This window comes from Sphingomonas sp. SP4, assembly GCF_058313375.1.
In genome coordinates this window covers 648,302-672,561 of sequence record NZ_JBZFLE010000001.1, presented here as the reverse complement: position 1 = coordinate 672,561, position 24,260 = coordinate 648,302, and the positions used below count along the sequence as shown (strand labels likewise).

The following is a 24,260-nucleotide window of genomic DNA, read 5'->3' as shown; positions in this document are numbered from 1 at the left end:
CTCAATGAAGGCATTGATCCTCGCGGGCGCGGCGGCGCTCGCTTCACTCCCAGCGGCGCTGCAGGCGCAGACCGGCCCGCAAGTGGACGCGCAGAAGACCGTCGCTGACGTGCGCCGGATCATTGCGGCCAATTATGTCCTGGCGGACGTTCGGCCCAAGCTGGACGCTGCACTGGCTCAGGGCCTGGCGTCGCACCGCTACGATGTCAGCGATCCCATGGCTCTCGCCGAGCGCATCAACGCCGACATGAGCGCCGTCGCCCACGACAAACATCTCGGCATGCATTTCGACCCCAAAGAGCAGGCGCGGCTGGCAGCGCTGCCGCCGGGCGCGGGTGACGACGACGCCCCGCCGAGCGCCGAGGAAGTCCGCCAGGCGACCAAATTCAACCATGGCATCCTCGAGATGAAGGTCCTGCCGGGCAACGTCCGATACATAGACCTGATGGGCTTCTTCTGGGGCGGCAAGCCGACCGCCGCAGCCTATGACAATGCCATTCGCTTCCTGAAGGACGGCGATGCGGCGATCATCGACCTCCGCCACAACGGCGGTGGAAGCCCGGATGCGGTGCAATATTTGATCAGCCACTTCCTTGAGCCGAACCGGCCGATCGTCACCTTTTACATGGGCGCGAACAAGGTCGATCATCTCAGGAGCCTTGCTGCACTGCCCGCCGGAAGACTGGTCGGGAAGCCGCTTTACGTCCTGACGAGCGGCATGACCGCTAGCGCCGCCGAGGAATTCACGGGCCACGTCGCAGGGTTCAAGCTCGGCGAAGTGATCGGCGAGAACACGGCGGGCGCTGGATTCCGCAACACCTTCTTCCCCGTCGCTGGCGGCTATGTGATCAGCGTATCCGTCGGTCGCGCAGTCCTGGCCTCGACCGGCAAGGACTGGGAAGGCGTCGGGATCGCACCGACCACCAAGGTCGATGTGGACAAGGCACTCGACGTCGCCCAGGTCCACGCGCTCCAGCGCATCGCCTCCACCGCAGATGGTGACGAGAAGCGGATGCTCCAGTCGCGTGCGGCGATCCTCGAAGCCAAGCTCACGCCCGTCGCCACTGCGCTTCCGATAGACCGCTACGCCGGCAAATATGGCGAACGCGTCGTGTCCCTCGACGGTGGAGCGCTCAGCTACCAGCGCCAGGGCGGGCCCAAGATCACGCTTGTCGCCGTCGGTCCGAATGAGTTCGGCTTCGACCAGGATCCGATGAGCCGCATCCGCTTCACGGTCGCGGGTAGCTCGGTGACTGCGTTGAAGCTGGTTCGGGGCGATGGATCGACCGTCGACGCTCAGCGGACGCAGTAAGCGTCAGCGCATCAGGACGAGTTCTTCTGCCATCGTCGGATGCAGTGCGATCGTCGCGTCGAAATCGGCTTTCTTGAGCTTAGCCTTCACGGCGATCGCTGCCACCTGCAGCAGTTCCGGCGCGTCGGGACCGATCATGTGCACACCGACGATCTCGTCCGTCGCCTCGTCGACTACGAGCTTATAGAGCGAACGCTCATTGCGGCCTGCGAGGACGTTCTTCATCGGACGGAAGTCCGACGTGTAGGTCCGGACGGGGCCAAGCCGGTTCTTCGCCTCGCCCTCTGTAAGACCGACGCCGGCCAACGGCGGGTGGCTGAAGACAGCGGATGGAATGCAGCCATAATCGACGCGCGTCGGCTTGTTGCCAAAAAAGGTATCGGCGAACGCGTGTCCCTCTCGGATCGCAATCGGTGTGAGCTGAACGCGATCGGTGACGTCGCCAATCGCGAAAATCGAAGGCACTGACGTGCGATTATCCTCGTCGACCTTGACTGCCCCATGATGGCCGAGTTCGACGCCGATGTTCTCGAGGCCGAGCCCTTCGGAGTTCGGATTCCGCCCGACCGCGAACAAGAGTTGATCGGCGTCGATGTCATTGCATCCGACCATGTGGATGTGCAGCGATCCGTCATCCTTTTTCGTGACCCGATCGATCGTCGCGTTGAAGCGGAACTCGATACCCTTGCGCAGCGATATTTGGATCAGCCGGTCGACGACCTGCTGGTCGTAATGGCGGAGCATGACGTCGGTTCGGTTGACGAGGATCACCTCGCTTCCGAACTGGTGGAAGATGCCCGCGAACTCGTTGGCAATGTAACCGCCACCCGCAATGACGATGCGCTTCGGCAGCTTCTCAAGGTTGAAGACCTCGTTCGAGCTGATCGCATGCTCGATGCCTTCGATCTTCGGCATGACAGGACGCGCGCCCGTCGCGATCAGGATCTTGTCGACCGTGAACTCACGTCCGCCGGCGAGCTTGACCGTATTGGGTCCGGTGATCTCCGCCCGCTCTTGGAAGACGGTGACCTTATGGCTTGTCAGCGTTTCGGTGTAGGCGCTTTCCAGCCGCGTCACTTCGGAGAGCACATTGTCACGCAGCGTAGGCCAATCGAAGCGCTTCTGCGGCAGGTCCCAGCCGAACATGGCGGCGTCGTCGATGTCTTCGGCGAAGTGGGCGCCGTAGACGAGCAGCTTCTTCGGCACGCAGCCCCGGATCACGCAGGTGCCGCCGACCCGGAATTCCTCGGCCACGGCAACCCGGGCGCCGTAACCCGCCGCGATCCGGGAGGCGCGAACGCCGCCTGATCCAGCCCCGATCACGAAGAGGTCGAAATCGGCCATCAGATTCCTGCTCTTTCCATCAGTGCGCGCGTCGACGGATCGAGGCTTTCGTCGTCCGTCCCTTCCGCCAATTGCCGTGCGATCTGCTTGCCGAGCTCGACACCGAACTGATCGAATGGATTGATTCCAAGCAGCACCGCATTGGCGAAGGTGCGATGTTCGTAGAATGCGATGAGCGCGCCGAGCGCCCGGGCGTCCAGGCGATCGAGTAGCACGGTCGAGCTTGGGCGGTTACCGGGATAGCTCCGCTGCGGATCGTCACTTGTCCTGCCCTGCATCAGCGCGGCGCCTTGAGCGAAAGCATTGAGGAGCAGCAGGCGATGATGCTCGGGGTCCTGATCGTCATCCTGCTCGCGAACCGCGAGGAATTCGACCGGCACGAAAACCGTGCCCTGGTGAAGCAGCTGGAACACCGCATGCTGGGCGTCCGTGCCGCTGCCGCCCCACGTGATCGGCGCCGTCGGATGATCGACTGGCTTGCCGTCCTTCGTCACCGACTTGCCGTTCGATTCCATCTCGAGCTGCTGGAGGTAGAAAGGCAGCAGGCGTAGCCTTTCATCATAAGCAAATACCGCGCGGCTCTGGGCTCCGGCTTGCTCGACGTAGAGCCGATCCGCGAAGGCCGCGATCAGGGGAACATTGGCCGCAGGCTCGCTGAAGCGGAAATGGCGGTCCATTTCGGCGGCACCTTCCAGCAGTTCCTCGAAAGCATCCCAGCCGAGTGCCAACGCCGCAGTCACGCCAACCGCGCTCCACAGCGAGTAACGCCCGCCGACGCCCTCGCCGAACTGCAAGATGCGGGTTTCGTCGATCCCCGCTTCGACGGCCGCTTCCGGTTTGGCGGTCACGGCAATGAAGCGCCCATCCGGATCGATCACGTCGCCGGTCTGCAGCCATTCGCGCGCGGCCTCGAAGTTCGACAATGTTTCCAGTGTGGTGAAGGTCTTCGACGCTACCACCACGAGCGTGGTCGCCGGGTCGAGCGGCTTCACGGCGTCGTCGAACGCCGCCCCATCGATGTTCGACAAGAAGCGGACTGTAAGCTTCGAGCTCCGCCGCCCAAGCGCATCCACAAGCAAAGCCGGACCGAGCACCGATCCGCCAATGCCGATGTGCAGCACGCCCGTGACATCACCGAACGCGCCCGCCTCGATCGCATCGACCAATGCACGCATTCGCTGCAGACGCGCCTTGGCAAGATCGACGTCCTCGGGTGCGCCGTTGCCGCGTTCGGCAACGTGGGTCGCGGGACGTCCTTCGCTCGGGTTCACGACTTCGCCTGCGAAGAGCGCATCGCGCACCGCTGCGAAGCCCATTGCCTCGGCGCGCTTCGCGAACTGGGCGATCGCATCTTCATCGAGATGCGTCTTGGACCAATCGAAATAGAGGCCGGCGGCTTCGAAGCTCAGGCGCGAAAGCCGATCCGGCTCCGCCTTGAAGAGCTGCTCCAGCGTGCGGAATTTGGCTTGCTGCTGCGGGGTTTCCATGCCCCGAGGCACATAATGGGCGTGCGGTGAATTGCCACCCCGCCTTGACCGTTCGCGATCGGGCGGAAACAAGCATGTCGTGCAATGGCCGATTTCGCGAAGCCGCCCGAGCGGAGATGAAGCGCCCGCTCAGGAGCGTCCGCGCGAAAGCGCTCAAAGCACCGCGCGCTTCATCCTGACGCTGGCGATTGTGGCCTGGGCCTTCCGCAGCTTTGTCGCGGCGCCGTTCACGATCCCGTCGGGCTCGATGCAGCCTTCGCTATACATCGGCGATTATCTGATCGTGGCCAAATGGCCCTACGGCTATTCGCGTTACAGCTTCCCTTTTCAGTTTCCGCCTCTGAGCGGGCGGATCCTCGGTAGCGTTCCGGATCGTGGCGACGTCGTCGTCTTTCGCCACCCAAACGATCCTGAGGATTTGATCAAGCGGGTCATTGGCATTCCGGGCGATACGGTCGAATTGCGCGGGGGCGAGGTGATCCTCAACGGGAAGCCCGTGCCGCGGACGGCTCTTCAGCCATACAAAATGCCGATAAGCGCCAATACTGCCTGCAAAGTCGTGCCGCCTGCCACGCCGATGATCGCAATGTCCGGCGGGCGAGAATATTGCGTGTTCCCGGCTTATCGCGAGACGCTGCCCGGCGGCCCGAGTTATACAGTCTTCGACCAAACCACGACCGCGGCTGACAATTTCGGACCGCTGAAGGTTCCTGAGGGGCAAATCTTTCTGATGGGTGACAATCGCGACGACAGCCTGGATAGCCGATTTGGGAGCAGCGATGGCGGCATCGGCACGGTACCCATGGAATATCTCATCGGTCGCGCTGGTTTCACCTTCTGGTCGACCGACGGAAGCGCGTCTTACTGGAAGCCTTGGACCTGGTTCAGCGCCCTTCGTGGCGGCCGCATCGGCAATCGCTACTCGGGCGATGCAGAATGACGGATGACATTCCGACCTTCGTCCGCAAGCAGCTGGGTCACGAGCCCAAGGACACGCGTCTCTTCGAGCTAGCGTTCACGCACTCCAGCGTGGGCCGCGACAGCTACGAGCGGCTGGAGTTTCTCGGCGATCGCGTGCTTGGCATGGTCATCGCGAACGCGCTCTACCAACGTTATCCGAACGAGCCGGAAGGCTATTTATCACGCCGTTACAACGGGTTGGTCGATCGCGAGACCTGCGCCGAAAACGGGCGAGAGATCGGCGTTCCCGCGCTCATTCGGCTCGGGAAGCAAGCGCGCGAGGACGGCGCAAACCAGAGCGAGAATGTCGTCGGCGACGTGGTCGAGGCGCTGATCGGGGCATTGTTCCTGGACGGCGGGATCGAGGCGGCGCAGCAATTCATCCTGAAGCTTTGGGAGCCCGATCTAACCAGTCAGCGCCGCGCACCGCAGCATCCGAAGTCTGCGCTGCAGGAGCTGGCGGCGGCGAAGGGCTGCAAGCCACCGACGTACGAAGTCGTATCGCGCTCCGGCGCTCATCATGCGCCGAAGTTCACGATCCGTGTCTCGGTCCCGAAGCTCGGCGAGGCGATGGCTGAAGGATCGAGCAAGCAGGAAGCGGAAACCTCAGCCGCCACGGCTTTGTTATCCCAGTTGAAATGACCGAAGAGAACACCCGCGCCGGCTTCGTCGCCGTGATCGGCGCACCAAACGCCGGCAAGTCCACCCTCGTGAATGCCCTCGTCGGGCAGAAGGTCGCGATCGTAAGTCCGAAGGCCCAAACCACGCGCGCCCGGCTCATGGGCATTGCCATTGAAGACAAGACGCAAATCCTGCTCGTCGATACGCCCGGAATCTTCGAGCCGAAACGCCGCCTCGATCGCGCGATGGTCGCGGCAGCGTGGACGGGCGCCCAAGACGCGGACCTGATCCTGCTCGTGATCGATGCTGCTGCAAAGTTGAGCTCGGAGGTCGAGAAAATCATCGCCTCCCTCGACCAGCGCGAGCACCCGCTCCTTCTCGTGCTGAACAAGATCGACCTGGTGAAAAAGGCTGAGTTGCTGGCGCTCTCTATGAAGCTGACGGGGCGGTTGAACCCCGACAAGGTCTTCATGATCAGCGCCGCTCAGGGCGACGGCGTACCGGACCTCAAACATGCGCTCGCCGAAGCCATGCCCAACGGACCATGGCTCTACCCGGAAGACGAGGTTTCGGACGCCACGGACCGCATGATCGCCGCCGAGCTCACGCGCGAGCAGATCGTCAATCAGCTCCACCAGGAGCTGCCCTATTCGACCGCCGTCGAGACCGAGACGTGGGAAGACCGCCGCGACGGCTCAACCGCCATCCGCCAGCAGATCCTGGTCGAGCGGGACAGCCAGAAGGCCATTGTCATTGGTAAGGGCGGTCGGCGCCTCAAGGCGATCGGGGCCGCCGCGCGAGCCGAAATCACAGAGCACCTAGGGCGCCCTGTGCACCTTTTCTTGCACGTGAAGGTAAATCCCCGGTGGGACGAAGACCGCGGCCTTTATCGCGAGATCGGGCTGGAGTGGGCGGACTAAGAACCGCTCAGGACCTCATCCACCCATTTGGGGACCAGCTCGCCCGCCCTGCCGGTCCGGCTCTGCTCAAACATGAAGCTGCCCAGGCTTGGCTCGAGGTTCATCTCAAGCGTCCGCGCTCCGCAATAGCGCGCGGTCTGGACGAAGCCGGCGGCAGGGTAGACTGCGCCCGATGTCCCGATCGATACGAACAGGTCGCAGCGTTGCAGCGCGTTATCGATCCGCTCCATGTCGTACGGCATCTCACCGAACCAGACGATGTCTGGACGAACAAATCCCTGAACCCCGCAAGATGAACAGGTCGCTGCTTCCCCCATCGGACCTGCCCAGGGAAATCGCTCGTCGCAGGCGAGACACCATCCGCTGGTCAGCTCACCGTGCATGTGAAGGAGGCGCTTCGACCCTGCGCGCTCGTGCAGATCGTCGACATTCTGGGTGACGAGCAGCAATTCGCCATCCCACTCCGCATCGAGCCGCGCGAGCGCTTTGTGCGCCGCATTCGGCTCGACGCTTCCAAGCCTTGCCCGACGCGCATCGTAGAAATCGTGCACGAGCTTGGGATCGCGCCTGAACGCCTCCGGCGTCGCGACATCCTCGACGCGGTGGCCCTCCCACAGGCCATCGGGTCCTCGGAATGTCGCGAGGCCGCTCTCGGCGGAGACCCCGGCGCCAGTCAGGATGACGATGTTCCGAATCATGCGCTCCGACCTAGCCGAACGGTCGAAGCCGGGCACTGCTTTGTGGTATGCGGGTCCGTAAGGAGCAGCCGATGAATCGCCTAACGAAGCTTCTGTTGGCCACAACCTGCCTTCTGGTGGCGTGCGATAAGGCCGATCACCGCGCTTCGGCGGCCGATGCGAAGACGATCGCCGGCGACGACGAGCAGAGAGCGCGAGCCTCCATGGCGCGCTGGCTCCAGGTCATCCAAGGTAAGGACGCGCAGGCCATCGCATCCTTCTACACCGACGACGCTGTGCTGATGGCCCCCGGGCAGCCGATGGTCAGTGGTCAGGACGCGGTCCATCGCTTCTGGCAATCGTCGGTGAGCATCCCAAACATGACGCTGAAGCTGAAACCTGAAGTGATCGAGTTTCGGGCGCGGGCGACATCGCGATCGACCGCGGCACCTACCACTTCTCCGGCAAGCAGGGCGGCAAGTCGCTGGAAGAGAGCGGCAAATATGTCCTCGTCTGGAAAAAGGTCGCGGGCAGCTGGAAGGTTGCCGCAGACATCTGGAACTCCGATACGCCATCGCCGGCATGAGCGAAGTCCGGATCGGTATCGGCGGGTGGAATTATGCGCCCTGGCGAGGGGTATTCTATCCCGAGAAGCTCGCTCAGGCGAAGGAGCTTGAGTATGCGTCGCGCGCACTCACCACGATTGAGATCAACGCGACTTTCTATGGCCGACAGAGCCCAAAGAGCTGGGAGAAATGGGCCAACACCGTACCTGACGGTTTCCAGTTTGCGGTGAAGGGGTCGCGCTTCTGCGTGATGCGCACCAAGCTGGCCGAAAATGCTGACGGTCTCGCCGGGTTCTTCGCCCAAGGGTTTACCGCGCTCGGACCGAAGCTCGGTCCGATCATGTGGCAGTTCGCGCCGCGTCGGAAATTCGATCGCGACGATATCGCGGCGTTCATTGACCTGCTGCCGGCGGAGCTGGAAGGCATGAAGGTGCGGCATGCAATCGAGCCGCGGCACGAGAGCTTCCGCGACGAGAAGTTCTTCGACCTCTGCCGAGCTCGCAACATCGCCATCGTGCTCGAGGATTCCGATGAATATCCGACGATCGACGCGGACACGGCAGATTTCACCTACGCCCGCCTACAGCGCATGAATGAGGACGTCGTGACGGGTTATGACGACGCGGCGCTGGACGGCTTTGCAGAGCGCGCGAAGGAGTGGCTGAAGGACGGCCGCGACGCCTACATCTTCATGATCAATGGAGCGAAGGTGCGCGCGCCGGCCGCCGCTCTGGCGCTGCAGGAACGGCTTCGCTAACCAACGGCGATGCGCACTGTCGACCAGCCGATCCGCGTCAGCCTCTTCGCGCCCGACGGTCGCATGGGGAAGGCGATTGCTTTCGCGATTGCCGAGGATGCTGGCTTCACACTTGATCAGGATCACGGCGACGTCCTGATCGATTTCTCTGCGCCTGCAGTTCTTCCATCGAGCCTGGACCGCGCCGTCTCGGCGGCCGTTCCCGTCCTGATCGGCACCACCGGCTTGGATGAACTTGCCGATCAGCGAATTGCGGCGGCAGCGCAGGACGTCGCAGTGCTTCGAGCGGCGAACACTTCCCTTGGCGTTGCACTCCTTGCGGAGTTGGTCGAGCGGGCGGCCGGGGTGCTCGGTCCCGAGTGGGACATTGAGATCGCCGAGACGCATCACCGCATGAAAACGGACGCTCCGTCCGGGACCGCCCTGATGCTGGGCGAAGCGGCTGCGCGGGGACGCGGATCCGGCCTTCACGCGGAACGCGGACGCGACGGAACAGGATTGAAGCGCGAGCGGGGCGCAATCGGATTCGCAGCGCTCCGCGGCGGCTCAGTAGCAGGCGACCACGACGTCATGTTCCTCGGGCCGGACGAGCGCCTGGTTCTCTCCCATCGGGCGGAGAATCGCATGATCTTCGCTCGCGGCGCGCTGGCTGCCGCTCGCTTCCTGGTCGGTAAGCCTGCCGGCCTTTATTCGATGCGCGACGTGATCGGAGCGCATCTCGGTTGAGCCAAGCCGACAAGCCAGTTGAGTCCCATGGTCTCGCCCGCAAGCTTGGCCTGTTCGACGCGACGATGCTCGTCATGGGCGGGATCATCGGCTCGGGCATTTTCGTCAATCCGGCCGAAGTCGCGCGGCACGTCCACTCGCCGCTGCTCATCGTGGCCGTCTGGATCATTGGCGGGATCGTCGCGCTCGCCGGTGCTCTGGTTTACGCAGAGCTCGCTGCGCGCCGGCCGGCCGTGGGTGGGCAATACGCCTATTTGCGGGACGCTTACGGTCCCCTGCCCGCATTCCTTTACGGCTGGTCACTGCTGCTGGTGATCCAGTCGGGCGGAATGGCCGCGGTAGCCATCACCTTTGCGCGTTATCTAGGCGATCTCGTTAGTTTGCCTGTGTCCGACGGCGTTGTTGCAGTTGCCTCGCTCGCGATGCTGACCGTCATCAATTGCTTCGGCGTTCGATCCGGAAGCAATACGCAGAACCTGCTGATGGTACTGAAGATCTTGGCCATCGCCGCCCTTGTGCTCGTTGGCCTGGTCTTCGCACCCACTGCGCCAGCCACAACATATCACGAGACGAGCAATCCGCTCTCGTTGTTGGGCGGGATCGGCGCCGCGATGACGGCCGTTATGTTCGCCTACGGTGGCTGGCAGACGTCGAGTTTCGTCGCCGGCGAGATGCGAAACCCGCAGCGCGACCTCGCCCGCGGTCTCTTGCTCGGCGTGACCGGCGTCCTCATCCTCTACACTTCCGTCGCTTTCATCTGCGTTCACGCACTCGGTCCCGAGGGCCTCGCGGCATCGAAAACGCCGGCAAGCGACGTGATGCGACTGGCGCTCGGAGAGAGGGGTGTGACTTTCATCGCAGCCGGCATTGCCGTTTCGGCGCTCGGTTTCCTCAGCCAGGGAATGCTAACCGCCCCGCGCGTTTATTTCGCGATGGCGGAGGACGGCGTCTTCTTCCGCCAGCTCGCGACCGTAAACGAGCGCAGTCGGGTTCCCGTCCTCGCAATCGTCGTGCAAGGCGTTGTTGCGGCCATCATCGCGCTGTCGGGGAGCTACGGCCAGATCCTTAGCTATGTGGTCTCCGTCGACTTCATCTTCTTCGGACTGACAGGCGCAGCTCTCTTCATCTTCCGCCGTAATGCTGAAGGTCCGCACAACGGCTTCTCGGCTCCGGGTCATCCGTTCACCACAGGTCTGTTCGTCATGGCCTGCTTCGTCGTCGTCATTGCGACGGTAATAAACAGCCCGATCAACAGCCTAATCGGTTACGCCATCCTGATCGCGGGCGTTCCGGCCTTCCTCTACTGGCGTAAGGCGAACGCATGACTGGGCGCATCATGCAGTCGGACTATATGCATTGGGCGAAGTTCAAGCCGCCGGTGCGATATCCGCTGACCGGCAGCGAAGTGCCGCATTTTCGAATGGAGAAGCTTGGGGTCAGCCTGGCCGACTTGGACATGGATGGCGCGAGTCATCCGCGTTATGCGCCGCTGCGCGAACGGATTGCCGCCCGCAACAACGTGCCGCCTGAGCAGGTCGTTGCCGCCGACGGTACCTCGATGGCCAACTTCCTCGCCATAGCGACGATAATCCGCCCCGGGGACGAAGTGCTGATCGAGCAGCCGACCTATGAGCCGCTTCTAGGCGCGGCGTCCTTCCTCGGGGCGCATCTCAAAAGGTTCGAGCGCAAGCATTCGGAAGCCTTCCGCCTGGACCCCGACATTGTGCGTGCGAATATGTCTGAACGCACGCGCCTGATCGTCATCACCAACCTGCACAACCCGAGCGGCTCCTTGGCGAGTGAGAGCGAGTTGCAAGCCCTTGGCCGACTCGCCTCGGAAGTCGGAGCGAAGGTGCTCGTCGATGAGGTCTATCTCGACGCTGCAGCGCGCCCGAGCGCGGTGCATCTTGGGCCCGAGTTCGTGTGCACCAACAGCCTCACCAAGGTGTACGGCCTGAGCGGGCTTCGCTGCGGCTGGATCCTCGCGGAGCCGGATCTGGCCGAACGCATGTGGCGCCTCAACGATCTGATGGGCGTAAACCAGGCGCATCAGGCAGAGCGCCTCGCCTGCATCGCGTTCGATCGGATCGGAGACGTCGTTGGCGATATGCCGGCCGTGCTCGAGCGCAATCGCGTCCTCTTCAACGCATTTGTCGAAGGTCGTGACGACATCGACTGCGTGCCTGCTGACTACGGCATCACCGCGTTTCCGCGCTGGGCAGGCGGCGACACGGAGAGGCTCAACGATCATCTTCGCGAGAAGTATGACTCTGCCGTCGTGCCCGGTCGCTGGTTCGAGATGCCGGAGCATTTCCGCGTCGGATTCGGGCTACAGCCGTCCGAGTTCGAGGAAGCGTTGGGCCGGCTGGGATCCGCACTGGACGACCTCAGGTGAACCGCGATCAGGTCTTCGAGTTGTTCCGGCGATTGGCCGAGGCGAACCCAGCGCCGACCACCGAGCTTGATTACACCAACCCGTATACGCTGCTGGTTGCGGTCGTCCTTTCAGCGCAGGCGACCGACGCGAGCGTCAATATCGCGACGCGAACGCTGTTCGAGCACATCCAGACGCCGCAGCAGATGGTCGATCTGGGGGAAGAGAAGCTGCGGGAGGCGATCAAGACGATCGGCCTGTTCAATACCAAAGCGAAGAATGTCATCGCTTTGAGCCAGGCGCTGATCGGTCGCGACTTGCCTCGCACCCGCGAGGAGCTGCAGGCGCTCCCCGGCGTCGGCCGCAAGACCGCCAATGTTGTTCTCAACACAGCTTTCGGCGAGGAAACATTTGCGGTCGACACGCACGTCTTCCGCGTCTGTAACCGCACCGGCCTGGCGCCGGGCAAAACCGTGGACGAGGTCGAAGCCAAGCTCGAAAAAGTCGTGCCGCAGCCGTTTCGCCGCGACGCTCACCACTGGCTGATCCTGCATGGCCGCTACACCTGCAAAGCACGGCTTCCGGAGTGCTGGCGCTGTCCGGTGACCGACCTCTGCCGCTATCGGCCGAAGACCCTTCCGCCTGAAGAGCAGGCTAAATCCAGCGCCGCTCGAAGCGGTCGCCCAGGGCCGTCAGCAGCTCGTACTGCGAAAGGCCGGACTGCTCCGACGCCGAAGGCAAGTCGTAGTCGATCTCGACCCACTCGCCTTCCTTGAGGCCGGGCGCGGCGTCGACGCAAACCGCGATCAAATCCATCGACACCCGTCCCAGGACCGGCAGAGCAAACTCACCCGCGAAGGCAGACCCGCGTGACGAGAAACCGCGAAGGTATCCGTCGGCATAACCGATGTTGAGGATCGCCGCCTCGCAATCCTCCTCCGCGATGAAGGTCGCGCCATAACCGCAAGTTTCGCCCGCCGGGATCGTCCGGCGCTGGACGATCTGCGCCTCGACGCGAGCAACCTGGCGGATATGGCCTTCAGCTTCCTCACGAGGAATTCCGCCGTAGAGCGAAAGGCCGGGCCGAACGAGGTCGAAGCTGTAGTCTCGACCCAGGCAGATGCCCGCCGAATTGGCGAAGCTGTAGCGCTTCGCCGGCACTGCGGACGCAACCGCGCGGAAGCGCTCGAGCTGCATCGCATTCATGGCGCTGTCCTCGTCACCGCAGGCGAGATGGCTGTGCAGCGTCTCGATGGCGAGGCCTTCGAGTTCGCCGATCTCGGTCGGGCGCAGACCGAGGCGATTCATGCCCGTGTCCATCATGACATCGCACTGCTGCCCGTTTGCGACCTGCTTCCAGCGCGCGACCTGATCGACACTGTTGAGGCACGGCCGCGCCGGCAAGCTCCGCGCCGCTTCAGTGTCATCAGGGCCAATCCCGTGGAGGACCACGAGATTGGCGCTATCCGGCAGGTTCGTGAGCTCGGCCGCCTCGGTCCAGGTCGATACGAAAAAGTCCCGGCAACCCGCCTCCAGCAGCGCCTCTGTCGCCTCGCGAGCGCCGAGGCCGTAACCGTTGGCCTTCACGGCTGCCCCCGAAGTCACGCCCGCTCGTTCCTGAAGCCAGCGCCAATTGGACTGGAGAGTAGATCGGTCGATCGTCAGGCGTAGTGGGCGATGCATGGGCTCGCCGTAACCGGGCTATTCCGGCGCGTCGAGGTTCGCCTTGGCTTGCTCCCAGTTCCTTCCGTCGAACTGCTCGACCGCAAGCTCGAGCGGCTGGTCGAGGCAGTTGGCGTTCACGCTCCACGCCTCGGGGTGGGATCGCGGCTGATAAAAGCTTTTCACCCCGCAATAACGGCAGAACAAATGCTCCGCGGCACCGGTCCCGAAGCGATAGCTGCTTAGAGCGTCCCAGCCTGTCACGAGCTCGAATTGCTCATGCGGCACCATGACATGCAGAAATCCCGTCATTCGGCACACCGAACAATTACAGTCGAGCGCGGGCACCGGAGGATCCGGCACATCCGCCTCGAATCTCACCGCCCCGCAATGGCATCCACCTCGAATCTTCATGCGGGGCCGGTACTTTCGACGCGCCGTCGAAACAAGAAGGCCGCCGAGGGGACCCGGCGGCCTTCTGCCAGTGTACGGCGGTTCAGCGGCGCGCAGCGACGAGGATGCCTTGGCCGCTCCCGCTGGCGAGCAGCGAATCGCCGCGAGCTCGCGCCTTGGCGAGGACGTCCTTGCGGCACTGGCGCTCGGCATTTTTGCCTGCAAGATCGGCATCCGAGGCGGTCCCGCAAACTTCGCCGGCCGCAATCACCAGACGCTGATCGAGCTGCCGGCGCCCGGCATCGGTGCCAAGGTTCAGATCCGCCGTGTGGACCACGGTCACGTTTGCAGGCGGGACCGGCTCGGCAAGCGCTGGCGCGGCCTTGATGACGAGTGCCGCGGCAAAGAACGAGCCGATGGCGATCTTGAGGGAGCTGTTCATGTCGCGTCTCCTGTTCGAGTGCGACCAACCATTTAGTCCTCTTTCGCAACTTACGTGAGCAACGATGTCGTGCTATCATTCTGCAAAATTGCAGAACGATCGGCGTGAACCATGGCGCTAGATGGTGGCGGGATGCTCGACTGGAACGACCTTCGTTACTTCCTTTCAGTGGCCCGGGAAGGCAGCACGCTTGCGGCCGCGAAGAAGCTTCGCACCAGCCAGACGACTGTTGCGCGCCGCGTTGGAGCGCTGGAGCGCGCGCTCGGCTTCCCTCTCTTCGACAAGAGGCAGGCAGGTTACGTGCTCACGCCTGCGGGTGAGCAACTGCTGCCCCAAGCAGCAAGGGTCGAAGTAGAGGCACTTCAGTTTGCAGAAGCCGCCAGTGCCCAGACGCGAGAGCTTCGCGGCACCGTCCGCATTACGACGGAGGAGGTCTATGCGATCACCCTCCTGGCGCCGATGCTGAAGGAACTGCACGACCAGCACCCGGAGATCCTGATCGAAATGGACACCTCGCAGGCTGTCCGGGACTTGGGCAGCGGTGACGCTGACATTGCGTTGAGGAGCACCGTGGGCGACCAGCCCGCCGGAATCGTTGGCCGGACCGTCTGCGCGGACGATTGGGCGCTTTACTGCAGCCGCGACTATGCCGCACGACACGGCGTTCCGACCTCGCTCAAGGAGCTGAAGAATCATCCGTTCGTGGGCGGCGGGGGAGGAAATCTCTGGCGCCATTACGAGGCGTGGCTGAAAAGTTTGGGGCTGGAGGACCGCGTCGCCGTCCATCATGGGACGTCGGCGGGTCTCCTCTCTGGCGTACGCTCGGGGTTCGGCATTGCCGTGCTGCCCTGCATCGTGGCCGATTCCGACCCCGACTTGATTCGTTGCCTGCCTCCGCGGGTCGACCATGGCCGCGTGCTATGGCTCCTGACGCACGAGCGCGTCCGCTACATTCCGGCCGTCCGCGCAGTGATCGACTTCATGTACGACCGGCTGAGCCGCCAAGTGCGGCAGCTGCAGGAGAAGCGAGCCGCCGCCTAACCGAACAGCTTGCGGACTGCCGCTCTTCCACTGTCGAACGCCCCGTGAGCGGTCGAATAGTCATTCTTCGATACGGCCTCGCCTGCAAACACGATGCGGTCGTCGCCGGCAGTTGCCAGCCGCTGGCGACAACTGGCGCGACCCGGGAGGGCATGACTGTAGCTCCCGCCGATCCACGGTTCATGGCCCCAGCGCGAAACGGCGATTGGTGTCAGCCGCTTGCGGATCCCGCTTCCTAGCAGCGCCACGAGCTCATCGATCGCGAACTCGAAGGCGCGACCGTCTCCGGCATGCTCCAGAGTGTGTGCGCCAGTGCCCCCGAAGAAACCCTCAACTACCGGCATGCCGAGTGGGTTGATGAAGTAGCTTCCCGTCTCTGAGGAATGCGGGTTGCCGAGAAGGTGCGCGTTGTGTGGAAATTCTTCCGCCTCTTCGAGCGCCAGGAACATCTTGTTGGCGAGGCCGAGCGGCAGCTTTTCAACCGCCTCGAACAGACCATCGAAAGGAGGGTCGAACCGAATGCGATGTAGTGTCGCCGTTGGAACGGTGACGATCACGCGCTCGGCGTCGATCGCCCCTTCCGAGGTCGTGACTTGCACCGCATCCTTAAGGCGGCTGATGGCAGTGACTGGCGTCGCAAGCTGTGCTTCCAGACCTGCTCCAATGGCGCCGAGCAGGCCGCCGTACCCGCCTGCTAGCCGCCAGTTCTGGTTGCTCGCGGCATTGTCGTAATTGAGCCAGTCTTCGACCGAGACCTGGTCCAGCGGCGCGCCGTTGATGTAGCCGCTCAGTGCATTGAGGAAGGGGTTCCAGGCATTCCCGGATTCGAGGCCCTCGGAAGCCCGGTCGGATGAGGGCGGGGTGCTCTGGATGCGTTCGTCGAGAGCTTCGAACGACGCAAAGGCTTCTTCCTGTTCCTGTGGCGAAAATCCAAGGTTGCGAAACTGCGAGAACCAGCGAGTGCCGTTGCGATCGATGGAAAAGCCAAGTCGCTCTGCCTCGACACGCAAGCTGTTGCGCTCGGCCGAGTGCATCCAGGTGCAGCCGAGATCGAGGTGGTGGCCATTCCAGGCGATGCTGTGCGCTCTGCCGCCAAGCCGGTTTTCCGCCTCAACGATCAGCGCATCGATGCCGCGCGCCTTTGCTGACGCAGCAGCACCAATTCCGGCCGCGCCCCCGCCGACAATGACGAGGCCGCGATGGCTACTCACTCTACCGTCACGCTCTTCGCGAGGTTGCGGGGCTGGTCGACGTCGGTGCCCTTGAGAACCGCCGTATGGTAGGCGAGCAGCTGCACAGGCACCGCGTAGACGAGCGGTGCGATGAGCGGGTGAACTTCGGGCATTTCGATCGTTGCCATGCACCCGTCACCAGCCTGCGCGATCCCACGAGCATCGCTGATCAAGACGATCTTGCCGCCGCGCGCGCGGACTTCCTGCATGTTGCTCACGGTTTTGTCGAACAGAGGACCTGACGGCGCGATCACGATCACCGGCACATTGTCGTCGATGAGGGCGATGGGTCCGTGCTTCATCTCGCCGGCGGCATAACCTTCGGCGTGAATGTAGCTGATTTCCTTGAGCTTTAACGCCCCTTCGAGCGCCATCGGGTAATCGGGACCGCGGCCGAGATAGAGCACGTCGCGCGCGGGCACGATGTGGTGCGCCATGGCCGCAATCTCTTCGTCATGATTGAGCGCGGCGTTCAGTGCAGCGGGTGATTCTTGGAGATGCGCAACGATCTCCTGCTCTTCCTCACGGGTCAGGCGCCCTTTCGCGCGAGCAAGGTTCGCGGCAAGCGCGGCAAGGACCGCAAGCTGGCAGGTGAAGGCCTTGGTTGAAGCGACGCCAATCTCCGGTCCTGCGTGCGTCGGCAAGATCAGGTCGGCCTCACGCGCCATCGAGCTGGTCGGCACATTCACTACAACGGCAATCCGTTGCTGCTGCGCGCGTGCGTGCCGCAGCGCCGCCAGCGTATCGGCGGTTTCTCCGGACTGGCTGATAAACAGCGCCAGTCCGCCCGGCTCCAGCACCGGCTCGCGGTACCGAAACTCGCTGGCGACATCGATGTCGACTGGAACGCGCGCGAACTGCTCGATCCAATATTTGGCGACCAGCCCCGCGTAAAAGCTGGTGCCGCACGCGACGATGGTCAGGCGGTTCACCGAACTGAGATCGGCGTCGGCGACTGGAAGGGCCACTTCACCCTCGAACGGGCGCACGTAGGTCTGGAGAGTCTGGGCAACGACGATCGGCTGCTCGAAGATCTCCTTCTGCATGTAATGGCGATAGTTGCCCTTCTCGACCGGGGCGGAGGAGGCGCCGGACTGGACGATCTCGCGCTCCACCGGTCGATTGTCGCGGTCGAAAATCTCAATGCCTTCGCGGCGGACCACCGCCCAATCGCCTTCTTCGAGGTAGGCGATGCGCTGAGTCCAGGGCGCGACGGCAATCGCGTCCGATCCCAGGTAATTCTCGCCCTCGCCGTAGCCGACGGTCAGCGGCGCACCCATGCGCGCCGCGATCAGTAGGTCAGGATCGTCGCGGAACAGGAAGGCAATCGCAAAGGCCCCATGCAGTCGAGGGAGAACCGCAGCAACCGCGTCCTGCGGCGGAGCCCCCCGCTCGACCTCGCGAGCAACGAGATGGCCCACGACCTCGGTATCCGTCTCACTCTCGAACTTGCGCCCCTCGGCGATCAACTCGTCGCGAAGCGGCTTAAAATTCTCGATGATGCCGTTGTGGACCAAAGCGACCGATCCGACGATGTGCGGATGAGCATTGCCGACCGTCGGTGCTCCATGGGTCGCCCAGCGCGTGTGCGCGATGCCGATGCGTCCGCCCAGCGGCTCCCGCTCCAGCTCACGCGCAAGATTGTCGAGCTTGCCCTCCGCGCGGCGTCGAACCAGCTCGCCATGGTCGATCGTGCAGATCCCAGCGGAATCATAGCCGCGATATTCCAGACGCTTCAGCCCATCGAAAAGCCGCTGCGCAACATCAGACTTCCCGACAATTCCAACGATTCCGCACATATAACCTCACTGGACGACCACGTCCTGATGGCCGCCGACGTAATAGGTCCGTTATGGATGTAAACCGGCTTAGATGCGGCGCATTCGGTTTCCGTTAACTCATCGTATTTAACGACATCTCGCGGTCGCAAGAACTTTAGGGTCCGCTTCGGGTCATTCGCAATGCTGACCGAGCCATCCTGATCGGAGTCCTGGCGCTTCCATTGCTCGGATCTGCTGTTAGGCTGGCCGCGGGGAAAAGGGGGTTTTAAGTGAAGATGAAGTCTGCGGGCGCTGTCGCGCTCCTGTTCGCGTGCGTCCACAGCGCAAGCGCAAACGCGCAATCTGCGCCGACTGCGCAGCCCGAGGTCGCCGCTACGCCGGTCAATACGCAACCACCCGAAACGTCTGCATCGACCAGCTATAAGCTCGCAGCACTCACGCCGATCGAGCTTGAGATTCTTACTCCAGCCAGCAGCAAGACCAGCCACCAGGGCGATCAGGTCCGGATCAAGCTCATCGAGCGCGTGATCGTAGATGGGCATGAGATCCTTCCCGCCGGCACCGAGGGATTCGCCGAGGTCATTCAGGTTTCGCGCGGCGGATTCGCTGGCAAAGCCGGAGAGCTCACTCTGGGCTTATCCTATCTGCAGCTGGGACAGCTGAAGATCGGTCTGAAACGACTGCGATATGGTCCGAGCAGCGGGCGTGGAAACGATGCTGCCGCGATGGTTGCAACCGCCGCGATCGGCCTTCCGGGGATGCTCATTTCCGGAGGCAACATCGACATTCCGAGTGGAACGCGCGCGAGTGCGGTCGTGACGACCGACACTTTGATCCCGGTCCCAACCACATCGCCAGAAGGTTCAACAGAGGGAGTGAAATAGAATGCGCTTGAAGTTCCTGTTTATTGCAGCAGCTGCCGCGGCAGTTTCCGCCCCAGCTTATGCGGGCGACGAGACGACGACGGAGAGAGCCGTTAGCGCGGCTCCGGCGATTGGGGCTCCGCCGGCAGGGATGGGCCAAGTCGTGTTCTACCGCCCTTCCTCAATGGGTGCATTGATCAGCTGCCGAGTCAGCGAGGGCGACAAGGTCGTCAACAAGCTCCCGCCGGGCAAGTATTTCGTCCAGACCACGGCGCCGGGCATCCACGAATATGCAGTGCACAGCGAAGCCAAGGACACTCTGCGCGTCAACGTGGAAGAAGGCGAAACTACGTACGCCCGTTGCGCGATCGGCATGGGATTTTTCGCGGGTCGTCCGAATCTGTCGACCCAGGACCGCGCTGACTTCGACAAGCGGGGCAAGCATCTGAAGCTTCAGCCGCCGTTCCAGGCGAAGGAAGATGCCGACGCCGATCAGCCGAAAGGCTAAAGAGAACGCCCCTGCCGCTCGCCTCCGCGGCGCGGGCAGGGGCTCTTCTGGTTTACTCCGCCGCTTTCCGCGTCATTCGCTCGCGGAAGTGGCGGGCCCAGCCCGCGATCCCTTTTTGCTCGCCACGCTCGACGGCGAGGCTGTCCGGCTCCACGTCCTTTGTGATGACTGAGCCGGCGCCGACAATGGCGCCCTCGCCTATACTGACCGGGGCAACGAGTGCCGTGTTTGATCCGATGAAGGCTCCCGGCCCGATGACCGTCTGGTGCTTTCCGAAGCCGTCGTAATTGCAGGTGATCGTACCGGCCCCGATGTTCGCGCGAGCGCCGACTTGGGCATCGCCGACGTAGGAGAGGTGATTGACCTTCGCGCCTTCGCCAACTGTCGCTTTCTTCAGTTCGACGAAGTTGCCCACTTTCGTGCCCTCCGAAAGGTTGGTTCCTGGGCGGATACGGGCAAAAGGCCCGATGCTGGCTCTCGCACCAATCAGCGCACCTTCGATGTGGCTGAACGCATGGATGGTCGCGCCGTCCGCAACTGATACGCCGGGACCAAACACGACATGTGGCTCGACCGTGACGTCACGGCCCAGCTTCGTATCGTAAGCGAACCAGACGCTCTCCGGGTCGATCAGCGTGGCACCATCGTCGAGTGCCTGCTCACGGCGCCGGCGTTGCCATTCCAGCTCGAGATGCGCGAGTTCGGCGCGGCTATTGACGCCCGCCGTCTCGTAAGGATCGCCCTCGATTACGACGGCCTCGCGCCCTTCCGAGGCCGCAATATTGACGATGTCCGGCAGATAATATTCGCCAGCCGCGTTGTCGTTGCCGACCTCGCTGAGCCAGCGGAACAAGTCAGTCGAGCGGACCGCCATCATTCCAGAATTGCACAGGCGAACGGCCCGCTCCTCCTCAGTCGCGTCCTTGTACTCGACCATCTTGGCGATCCGGTCACCCTCGCCGAGAATGATGCGTCCGTATTTGAGCGGATCTTCAGGCGATGAGGCCAGGACGACGACCCCAGGACCGCCGTCACCATCGAGCCTGTCGAGCATACGCCGTAAGGTTTCTGCCTCGACGAATGGCGTGTCGCCGTAGAGGACGACGACCGGTCCGTCGTAGCCCGACAGCGCTTCGGCCGCCTGCTGCACGGCGTGACCCGTGCCCTTCTGCTCCGACTGGATCGCGGTGAGGACCTCGCGGCCCCTAATGGCTGCTTCGACCTGCTCGCGGCCCTTCCCGACCACTACCACCTTCCTGTCGGCCCCGAGCGCATCCAGCGTATCGAGGAGATGAAGCAGCAGCGGACGGCTGGCGATCGGATGAAGAACCTTGTGCGTATCGGAACGCATCCGCGTTCCTTGGCCGGCGGCAAGGATGATTACGGCGAAGCGGCGCTGGTCAGTCATCGCCGCGAGCAATGGCATGGCGCCCTGTGAAGCGCCAGTACCAGACCGGCGCGAGCTACCTGACCGCGTAAGCCTCGTTGCCGACGAAGCCGAACTTCTGGACATGCTCACGCTTGATCATGCCGAGCACATCGTCAACGACCTCATATCGCGCCGCCGCATCAGGCCGCAGATGCAATTCGGGAACCGCTGCCATCTGCTGACTGGCCTGGAGAGCCCCCTTCAACTGATTCCGAGTTACCGCTCGCCCATTCCATAGCAACGTGCCGTCGGCCGTAATTCCGATCTCATTCTTGGTCGTTTCGATGATTGGGGCCGGTTCGGCACTTGGAAGGTCGAGCTTCACCGCATGGGTCTGCAGCGGGATCGTGATGATGAACATGACGAGAAGGACCAGGAGCACGTCGATCAACGGCGTGATGTTCATTTCCATGATCGGGGCTGGCTGGACTGCAGGTGCACGACTAACCATCGCTTCCTCCGTCAAGTTATGAGATACTATCTCATAGACGGACGAGACGGTCAAAGGGCCGGACGGAGCGCAAAAAGAAAGGGCGGCTCCAGCCGGAACCGCCCTAGAGTTCGTGCCTTACCGAACGCCTAGAAAACGTTCATGTAATATTCGTTGCCGACGAAGCCCATCTTCTGGACGTGGGCCCGCTTGGTCACCGCGAGAACCTCGTCGACCAGCTCATAGCGAGCGGTCGCTTCCGGCTGCAGGTGAAGCTCCGGAACCGGATTCATCTGCTGCGTGGTGTCGAGGTAGTTGCGGAGCTGGTCCATGCTCACGGGAGCACCGTTCCACAACACCTGATCCTGCGCATTGATCGACAGGACGTTCTTCACCGGATTGATCGGCGGAGGCGTCTGGTTCGGCTGGTTCACCGGAAGATCGATCTTCACGGCGTGCGTCTGGATCGGAATGGTGATGATGAACATGATCAGGAGAACCAACATGACGTCGATGAGCGGCGTCACGTTCATATCCATCATGGGTTCGCCGTCAGCGTTGTCGCTGGTGGTCTGCATTGACATGGCGAACTACTCCTATTCGGACCGGTAGCCGGTCAGCGGCGGCGGCTCGGAAATAAAGCCGACACGCTGGAAACCAGCCTGCTGCATGGTGATGATCGTCGCGCCGATGCACTTGTACTGAGTGTTGATGTCAGCACGAATGTGCGCTTCGGGCATATTGTCTTCGTTGATGTTGGCGACGCCACCCACCGCCTTGACCAACGCTTCGAGTTTCTGGACGCCACGGTCGAGAAGTTCCTTCTGGGTGACCTTGGTCACGCCCCAGTAGACTTCGCATGTGCCGCCAGGACCGTTGCGAACGGTAAGCGAGACGTTTTCCGGCTTGGTCATCGTCGGTTCGTAGCGAACGTTCGGCAGCTTCACCGGGACTGCCTGCTTGATCACCTGCGTGGTGATCAGGAAGACGATCAGAAGCACGAGCATGACGTCGGTCAGCGGAACGACGTTGATGTCGGACAGGGCTTCTTCTTCGCCTTCGGAGGAGATCGTAGTTCCTGCCATGGGGCCGGTATCTCTCTTTCAGTTCAATTCGATTGGGGGTTCGGCCCGCAAAGAGCCGAACCCCGCAACACGATTACTTGGCGGGAGTCGGGGTCCGCGTCGGCTCGCTGGTGGTCGCAGCCGGACGGGTCGGAGCACCGGTCTTCGGCGCGCCGCCGTCCATGCGCGGCTTCACCGCACCGGCCGACATGAGGTAGCCGTGAAGGTCGTTCGTGAAGGCCGCGAGGTCCTCCATGATCGACTTGTTGCGGCGAACCAGCCAGTTGTAGGCAAGCACCGCCGGAACCGCGACGACGAGGCCGAGGGCAGTCATGATGAGCGCTTCACCGACCGGGCCGGCGACGGCGTCAATCGAGGCCTGACCCGACGCACCGATCTTGATCAGCGCGCGGTAGATGCCGACGACGGTACCGAACAGACCGATGAACGGAGCGGTCGAACCGACGGTCGCGAGGAAGGCGAGGCCTTCACCGAGACGGGCGCCGATCGCACCCTGGCTGCGAGCCAGGCTGTTGGCCATCCAGTCGTGCTGATCGATCGGGTCGGTCAGCTTGCCGTGCTGCTCCTGCGCAAGAAGTGCATCGTCGACGATCGAGCGATAGGCGCTGCGTGCCTCGAGCTTCGTGGCAGCCTCGCGCAAGTTCGGCGAGTTCCAGAAGCTGGCGCGGACCTTACGGCCTTGGCTGATGATCTTCTGCTGCTGCATCAGCTTCGTGAAGAGGATGTAGAAAGAGAAGATCGACATCAGAACGAGGATGGCGAAGACCGAAATGGCGATGATGCCGCCCTGCTGGAGAGCGGGAATCAGACCATACGGATTGTTTCCTGCGGCTGCGGCTGCGGGTGCTGCTTGCATTGCTGATATTTCCTTTTCGAAACTTAATTCAAAGATTCAAAGCGAGTTTATTCGGCGAGCCGCCAAGTCACGGTTTGCGGACCGTAGGTGCTCGTCGTGGGATTACCGTTCTCGTCCTGGGCGGGGCTGAAGCGCGCGCGGGCCGAAGCGATTCGGCAGGTCGCGTTCTTCAGCGTGCTGGATGCGTTGCCAGTGGCGTTACATCCGGTGACGCGACCGCTCGGACCGATCGTCAGGGTCACGCTCACGCTTCCCTGCTCGTTATTATCCATCGCGCTCGGCGGATAATCGTCGTTGGTGAACACGGACTGGAGACTGCCCGTGAGACTGCGGGCCTGCGACTGACGCGGCGCGGGCGGCGGTGCCGGGCGCGGCGGTGCCATGACCGGCGGCGCTACCGGCGGGATATTCGGGGACTCGACGACCTGGATCGGCGGTTCCGGAGCCTGCAAACGCACCAGCGGCGGCGGCGTCATCGGTGGCGGCGGGACCTTGGGCATGTCCGGCGGCGGTGGCGGCGGCTCTTCCGGTGGTGGCGGCGGCTCCTCAATGTCTATGACTTTGAGGTTTTCGGCCGTCTTCTTAACCACATTGTAAGCGAGCCCCGTGACAATCGCGTACATCAGTCCACCGACCACAACGGCGGTGAAGATGATGGACATCGTGCGGTTGCCGCTCAGCTCCTTCTTTGAGGCGTATGACATTAACCCGCGATTCTCCTCGACACGCCGTGGAAAAGCCACGGCAAGACCGGGCGCACTTGTCGCTTGCCCGGCCCTTGTTGGATCCACCGA

The 24,260-nt window shown here is 62.8% G+C and carries 25 protein-coding genes and 3 pseudogenes; 14 read left to right on the top strand and 14 right to left on the bottom strand.

The window, feature by feature from the left end:
* Positions 1-4 precede the first annotated feature (4 nt).
* Positions 5-1,312, top strand: coding sequence for a S41 family peptidase (locus AC4GYV_RS03415; RefSeq protein ID WP_491099252.1), 1,308 nt, complete (start codon positions 5-7; stop codon positions 1,310-1,312).
* Between the two features lie 3 nt (positions 1,313-1,315).
* Here the strand turns inward: AC4GYV_RS03415 and gorA are convergent, their stop codons facing one another.
* Positions 1,316-2,656, bottom strand: a complete 1,341-nt coding sequence (gorA, locus tag AC4GYV_RS03410) for a glutathione-disulfide reductase (protein WP_491099251.1) — start codon at positions 2,654-2,656, stop codon at positions 1,316-1,318.
* Positions 2,656-4,143, bottom strand: coding sequence for a glucose-6-phosphate isomerase (gene pgi, locus AC4GYV_RS03405; RefSeq protein WP_491099250.1), 1,488 nt, complete (start codon positions 4,141-4,143; stop codon positions 2,656-2,658). The genes gorA and pgi overlap by 1 nt, the downstream gene beginning before the upstream one ends.
* A 79-nt stretch (positions 4,144-4,222) precedes the next feature.
* Between pgi and lepB the strand changes: the two genes are divergently transcribed.
* The 3 genes from lepB to era are packed head-to-tail and all read left to right on the top strand — an operon-like array spanning position 4,223 to position 6,644.
* Positions 4,223-5,083: a signal peptidase I gene (lepB, locus tag AC4GYV_RS03400; RefSeq protein ID WP_491099249.1), complete on the top strand. Its 861-nt coding sequence runs from the start codon at positions 4,223-4,225 to the stop codon at positions 5,081-5,083.
* Complete coding sequence (gene rnc, locus AC4GYV_RS03395) at positions 5,080-5,745, top strand: ribonuclease III (RefSeq protein WP_491099248.1); 666 nt, start codon at positions 5,080-5,082, stop codon at positions 5,743-5,745. The genes lepB and rnc overlap by 4 nt, the downstream gene beginning before the upstream one ends.
* Positions 5,742-6,644 (top strand): GTPase Era, encoded by a 903-nt coding sequence (era, locus tag AC4GYV_RS03390; protein WP_491099247.1) that lies wholly within the window; start codon positions 5,742-5,744, stop codon positions 6,642-6,644. Before rnc ends, era begins: the two co-directional genes overlap by 4 nt.
* Here the strand turns inward: era and AC4GYV_RS03385 are convergent.
* Positions 6,641-7,342, bottom strand: coding sequence for an NAD-dependent deacylase (locus tag AC4GYV_RS03385; RefSeq protein WP_491099246.1), 702 nt, complete (start codon positions 7,340-7,342; stop codon positions 6,641-6,643). The two genes, era and AC4GYV_RS03385, sit on opposite strands and share 4 nt — an antisense overlap.
* A gap of 47 nt (positions 7,343-7,389) precedes the next feature.
* On the opposite strand from AC4GYV_RS03385, the pseudogene AC4GYV_RS03380 reads away from it, so the two are divergent.
* The 7 genes and pseudogenes from AC4GYV_RS03380 to nth form a co-directional block, all read left to right on the top strand.
* Positions 7,390-7,707 (top strand): annotated as a pseudogene (locus AC4GYV_RS03380) (YybH family protein); the annotation flags it as partial.
* Between the two features lie 38 nt (positions 7,708-7,745).
* Positions 7,746-7,907 (top strand): annotated as a pseudogene (locus tag AC4GYV_RS03375) (nuclear transport factor 2 family protein); the annotation flags it as partial.
* Positions 7,904-8,644 (top strand): DUF72 domain-containing protein, encoded by a 741-nt coding sequence (locus AC4GYV_RS03370; RefSeq protein WP_491099245.1) that lies wholly within the window; start codon positions 7,904-7,906, stop codon positions 8,642-8,644. The pseudogene AC4GYV_RS03375 and the gene AC4GYV_RS03370, both read left to right, overlap by 4 nt.
* Before the next feature lie 9 nt (positions 8,645-8,653).
* On the top strand, positions 8,654-9,370 hold the full coding sequence (gene dapB, locus AC4GYV_RS03365) for a 4-hydroxy-tetrahydrodipicolinate reductase (RefSeq protein WP_491099244.1): 717 nt from the start codon (positions 8,654-8,656) through the stop codon (positions 9,368-9,370).
* A complete protein-coding gene (locus tag AC4GYV_RS03360; RefSeq protein ID WP_491099243.1) occupies positions 9,367-10,695 on the top strand; it encodes an APC family permease in 1,329 nt (442 codons plus the stop codon). Before dapB ends, AC4GYV_RS03360 begins: the two co-directional genes overlap by 4 nt.
* Entirely contained in the window at positions 10,692-11,765 is a 1,074-nt protein-coding gene (locus AC4GYV_RS03355) for a pyridoxal phosphate-dependent aminotransferase (protein WP_491099242.1), read from the top strand. The genes AC4GYV_RS03360 and AC4GYV_RS03355 overlap by 4 nt, the downstream gene beginning before the upstream one ends.
* Positions 11,762-12,520 (top strand): endonuclease III, encoded by a 759-nt coding sequence (nth, locus tag AC4GYV_RS03350; protein ID WP_491099241.1) that lies wholly within the window; start codon positions 11,762-11,764, stop codon positions 12,518-12,520. The genes AC4GYV_RS03355 and nth overlap by 4 nt, the downstream gene beginning before the upstream one ends.
* Here the strand turns inward: nth and alr are convergent.
* From alr to AC4GYV_RS03335, 3 genes and pseudogenes are all read right to left on the bottom strand, one after another.
* Positions 12,405-13,427 (bottom strand): annotated as a pseudogene (gene alr, locus AC4GYV_RS03345) (alanine racemase); the annotation flags it as partial. The gene nth and the pseudogene alr sit on opposite strands and share 116 nt — an antisense overlap.
* An 18-nt stretch (positions 13,428-13,445) precedes the next feature.
* Positions 13,446-13,820 (bottom strand): GFA family protein, encoded by a 375-nt coding sequence (locus AC4GYV_RS03340; protein ID WP_491099240.1) that lies wholly within the window; start codon positions 13,818-13,820, stop codon positions 13,446-13,448.
* An 82-nt stretch (positions 13,821-13,902) separates the two neighbouring features.
* Complete coding sequence (locus tag AC4GYV_RS03335; protein WP_491099239.1) at positions 13,903-14,241, bottom strand: UrcA family protein; 339 nt, start codon at positions 14,239-14,241, stop codon at positions 13,903-13,905.
* Between the two features lie 111 nt (positions 14,242-14,352).
* On the opposite strand from AC4GYV_RS03335, the gene AC4GYV_RS03330 reads away from it, so the two are divergent.
* Positions 14,353-15,282, top strand: coding sequence for a LysR family transcriptional regulator (locus AC4GYV_RS03330; protein WP_491099238.1), 930 nt, complete (start codon positions 14,353-14,355; stop codon positions 15,280-15,282).
* On the opposite strand, the gene AC4GYV_RS03325 is transcribed toward AC4GYV_RS03330, so the two are convergent.
* Positions 15,279-16,493, bottom strand: coding sequence for a flavin monoamine oxidase family protein (locus AC4GYV_RS03325; RefSeq protein WP_491099237.1), 1,215 nt, complete (start codon positions 16,491-16,493; stop codon positions 15,279-15,281). The two genes, AC4GYV_RS03330 and AC4GYV_RS03325, sit on opposite strands and share 4 nt — an antisense overlap.
* Positions 16,490-18,313 carry a glutamine--fructose-6-phosphate transaminase (isomerizing) gene (gene glmS / locus AC4GYV_RS03320; RefSeq protein WP_491099236.1) on the bottom strand — a complete coding sequence of 608 codons (1,824 nt, stop codon included), beginning with the start codon at positions 18,311-18,313 and terminating at the stop codon, positions 16,490-16,492. The genes AC4GYV_RS03325 and glmS overlap by 4 nt, the downstream gene beginning before the upstream one ends.
* A 251-nt stretch (positions 18,314-18,564) precedes the next feature.
* Here glmS and AC4GYV_RS03315 point away from each other — a divergent pair, with 251 nt between their 5' ends.
* Positions 18,565-19,179: a hypothetical protein gene (locus AC4GYV_RS03315; protein ID WP_491099235.1), complete on the top strand. Its 615-nt coding sequence runs from the start codon at positions 18,565-18,567 to the stop codon at positions 19,177-19,179.
* Position 19,180: 1 nt separating this feature from the next.
* On the top strand, positions 19,181-19,666 hold the full coding sequence (locus AC4GYV_RS03310) for a hypothetical protein (protein WP_491099234.1): 486 nt from the start codon (positions 19,181-19,183) through the stop codon (positions 19,664-19,666).
* A gap of 52 nt (positions 19,667-19,718) precedes the next feature.
* Here the strand turns inward: AC4GYV_RS03310 and glmU are convergent, their stop codons facing one another.
* From glmU to AC4GYV_RS03280, 6 genes are all read right to left on the bottom strand, one after another.
* Entirely contained in the window at positions 19,719-21,074 is a 1,356-nt protein-coding gene (gene glmU, locus AC4GYV_RS03305) for a bifunctional UDP-N-acetylglucosamine diphosphorylase/glucosamine-1-phosphate N-acetyltransferase GlmU (protein WP_491100379.1), read from the bottom strand.
* A 55-nt stretch (positions 21,075-21,129) separates the two neighbouring features.
* Positions 21,130-21,546, bottom strand: coding sequence for an ExbD/TolR family protein (locus tag AC4GYV_RS03300; RefSeq protein WP_491099233.1), 417 nt, complete (start codon positions 21,544-21,546; stop codon positions 21,130-21,132).
* A gap of 128 nt (positions 21,547-21,674) precedes the next feature.
* Positions 21,675-22,109, bottom strand: a complete 435-nt coding sequence (locus AC4GYV_RS03295) for an ExbD/TolR family protein (protein WP_491099232.1) — start codon at positions 22,107-22,109, stop codon at positions 21,675-21,677.
* A 12-nt stretch (positions 22,110-22,121) separates the two neighbouring features.
* A complete protein-coding gene (locus tag AC4GYV_RS03290; protein WP_491099231.1) occupies positions 22,122-22,610 on the bottom strand; it encodes an ExbD/TolR family protein in 489 nt (162 codons plus the stop codon).
* 73 nt (positions 22,611-22,683) lie between these two features.
* The gene (locus tag AC4GYV_RS03285) at positions 22,684-23,466 is read right to left on the bottom strand and encodes a MotA/TolQ/ExbB proton channel family protein (protein ID WP_491099230.1); all 783 of its coding nucleotides are present in this window, start codon (positions 23,464-23,466) and stop codon (positions 22,684-22,686) included.
* 47 nt (positions 23,467-23,513) lie between these two features.
* The gene (locus AC4GYV_RS03280) at positions 23,514-24,170 is read right to left on the bottom strand and encodes a TonB family protein (protein ID WP_491099229.1); all 657 of its coding nucleotides are present in this window, start codon (positions 24,168-24,170) and stop codon (positions 23,514-23,516) included.
* Positions 24,171-24,260: the final 90 nt, after the last annotated feature.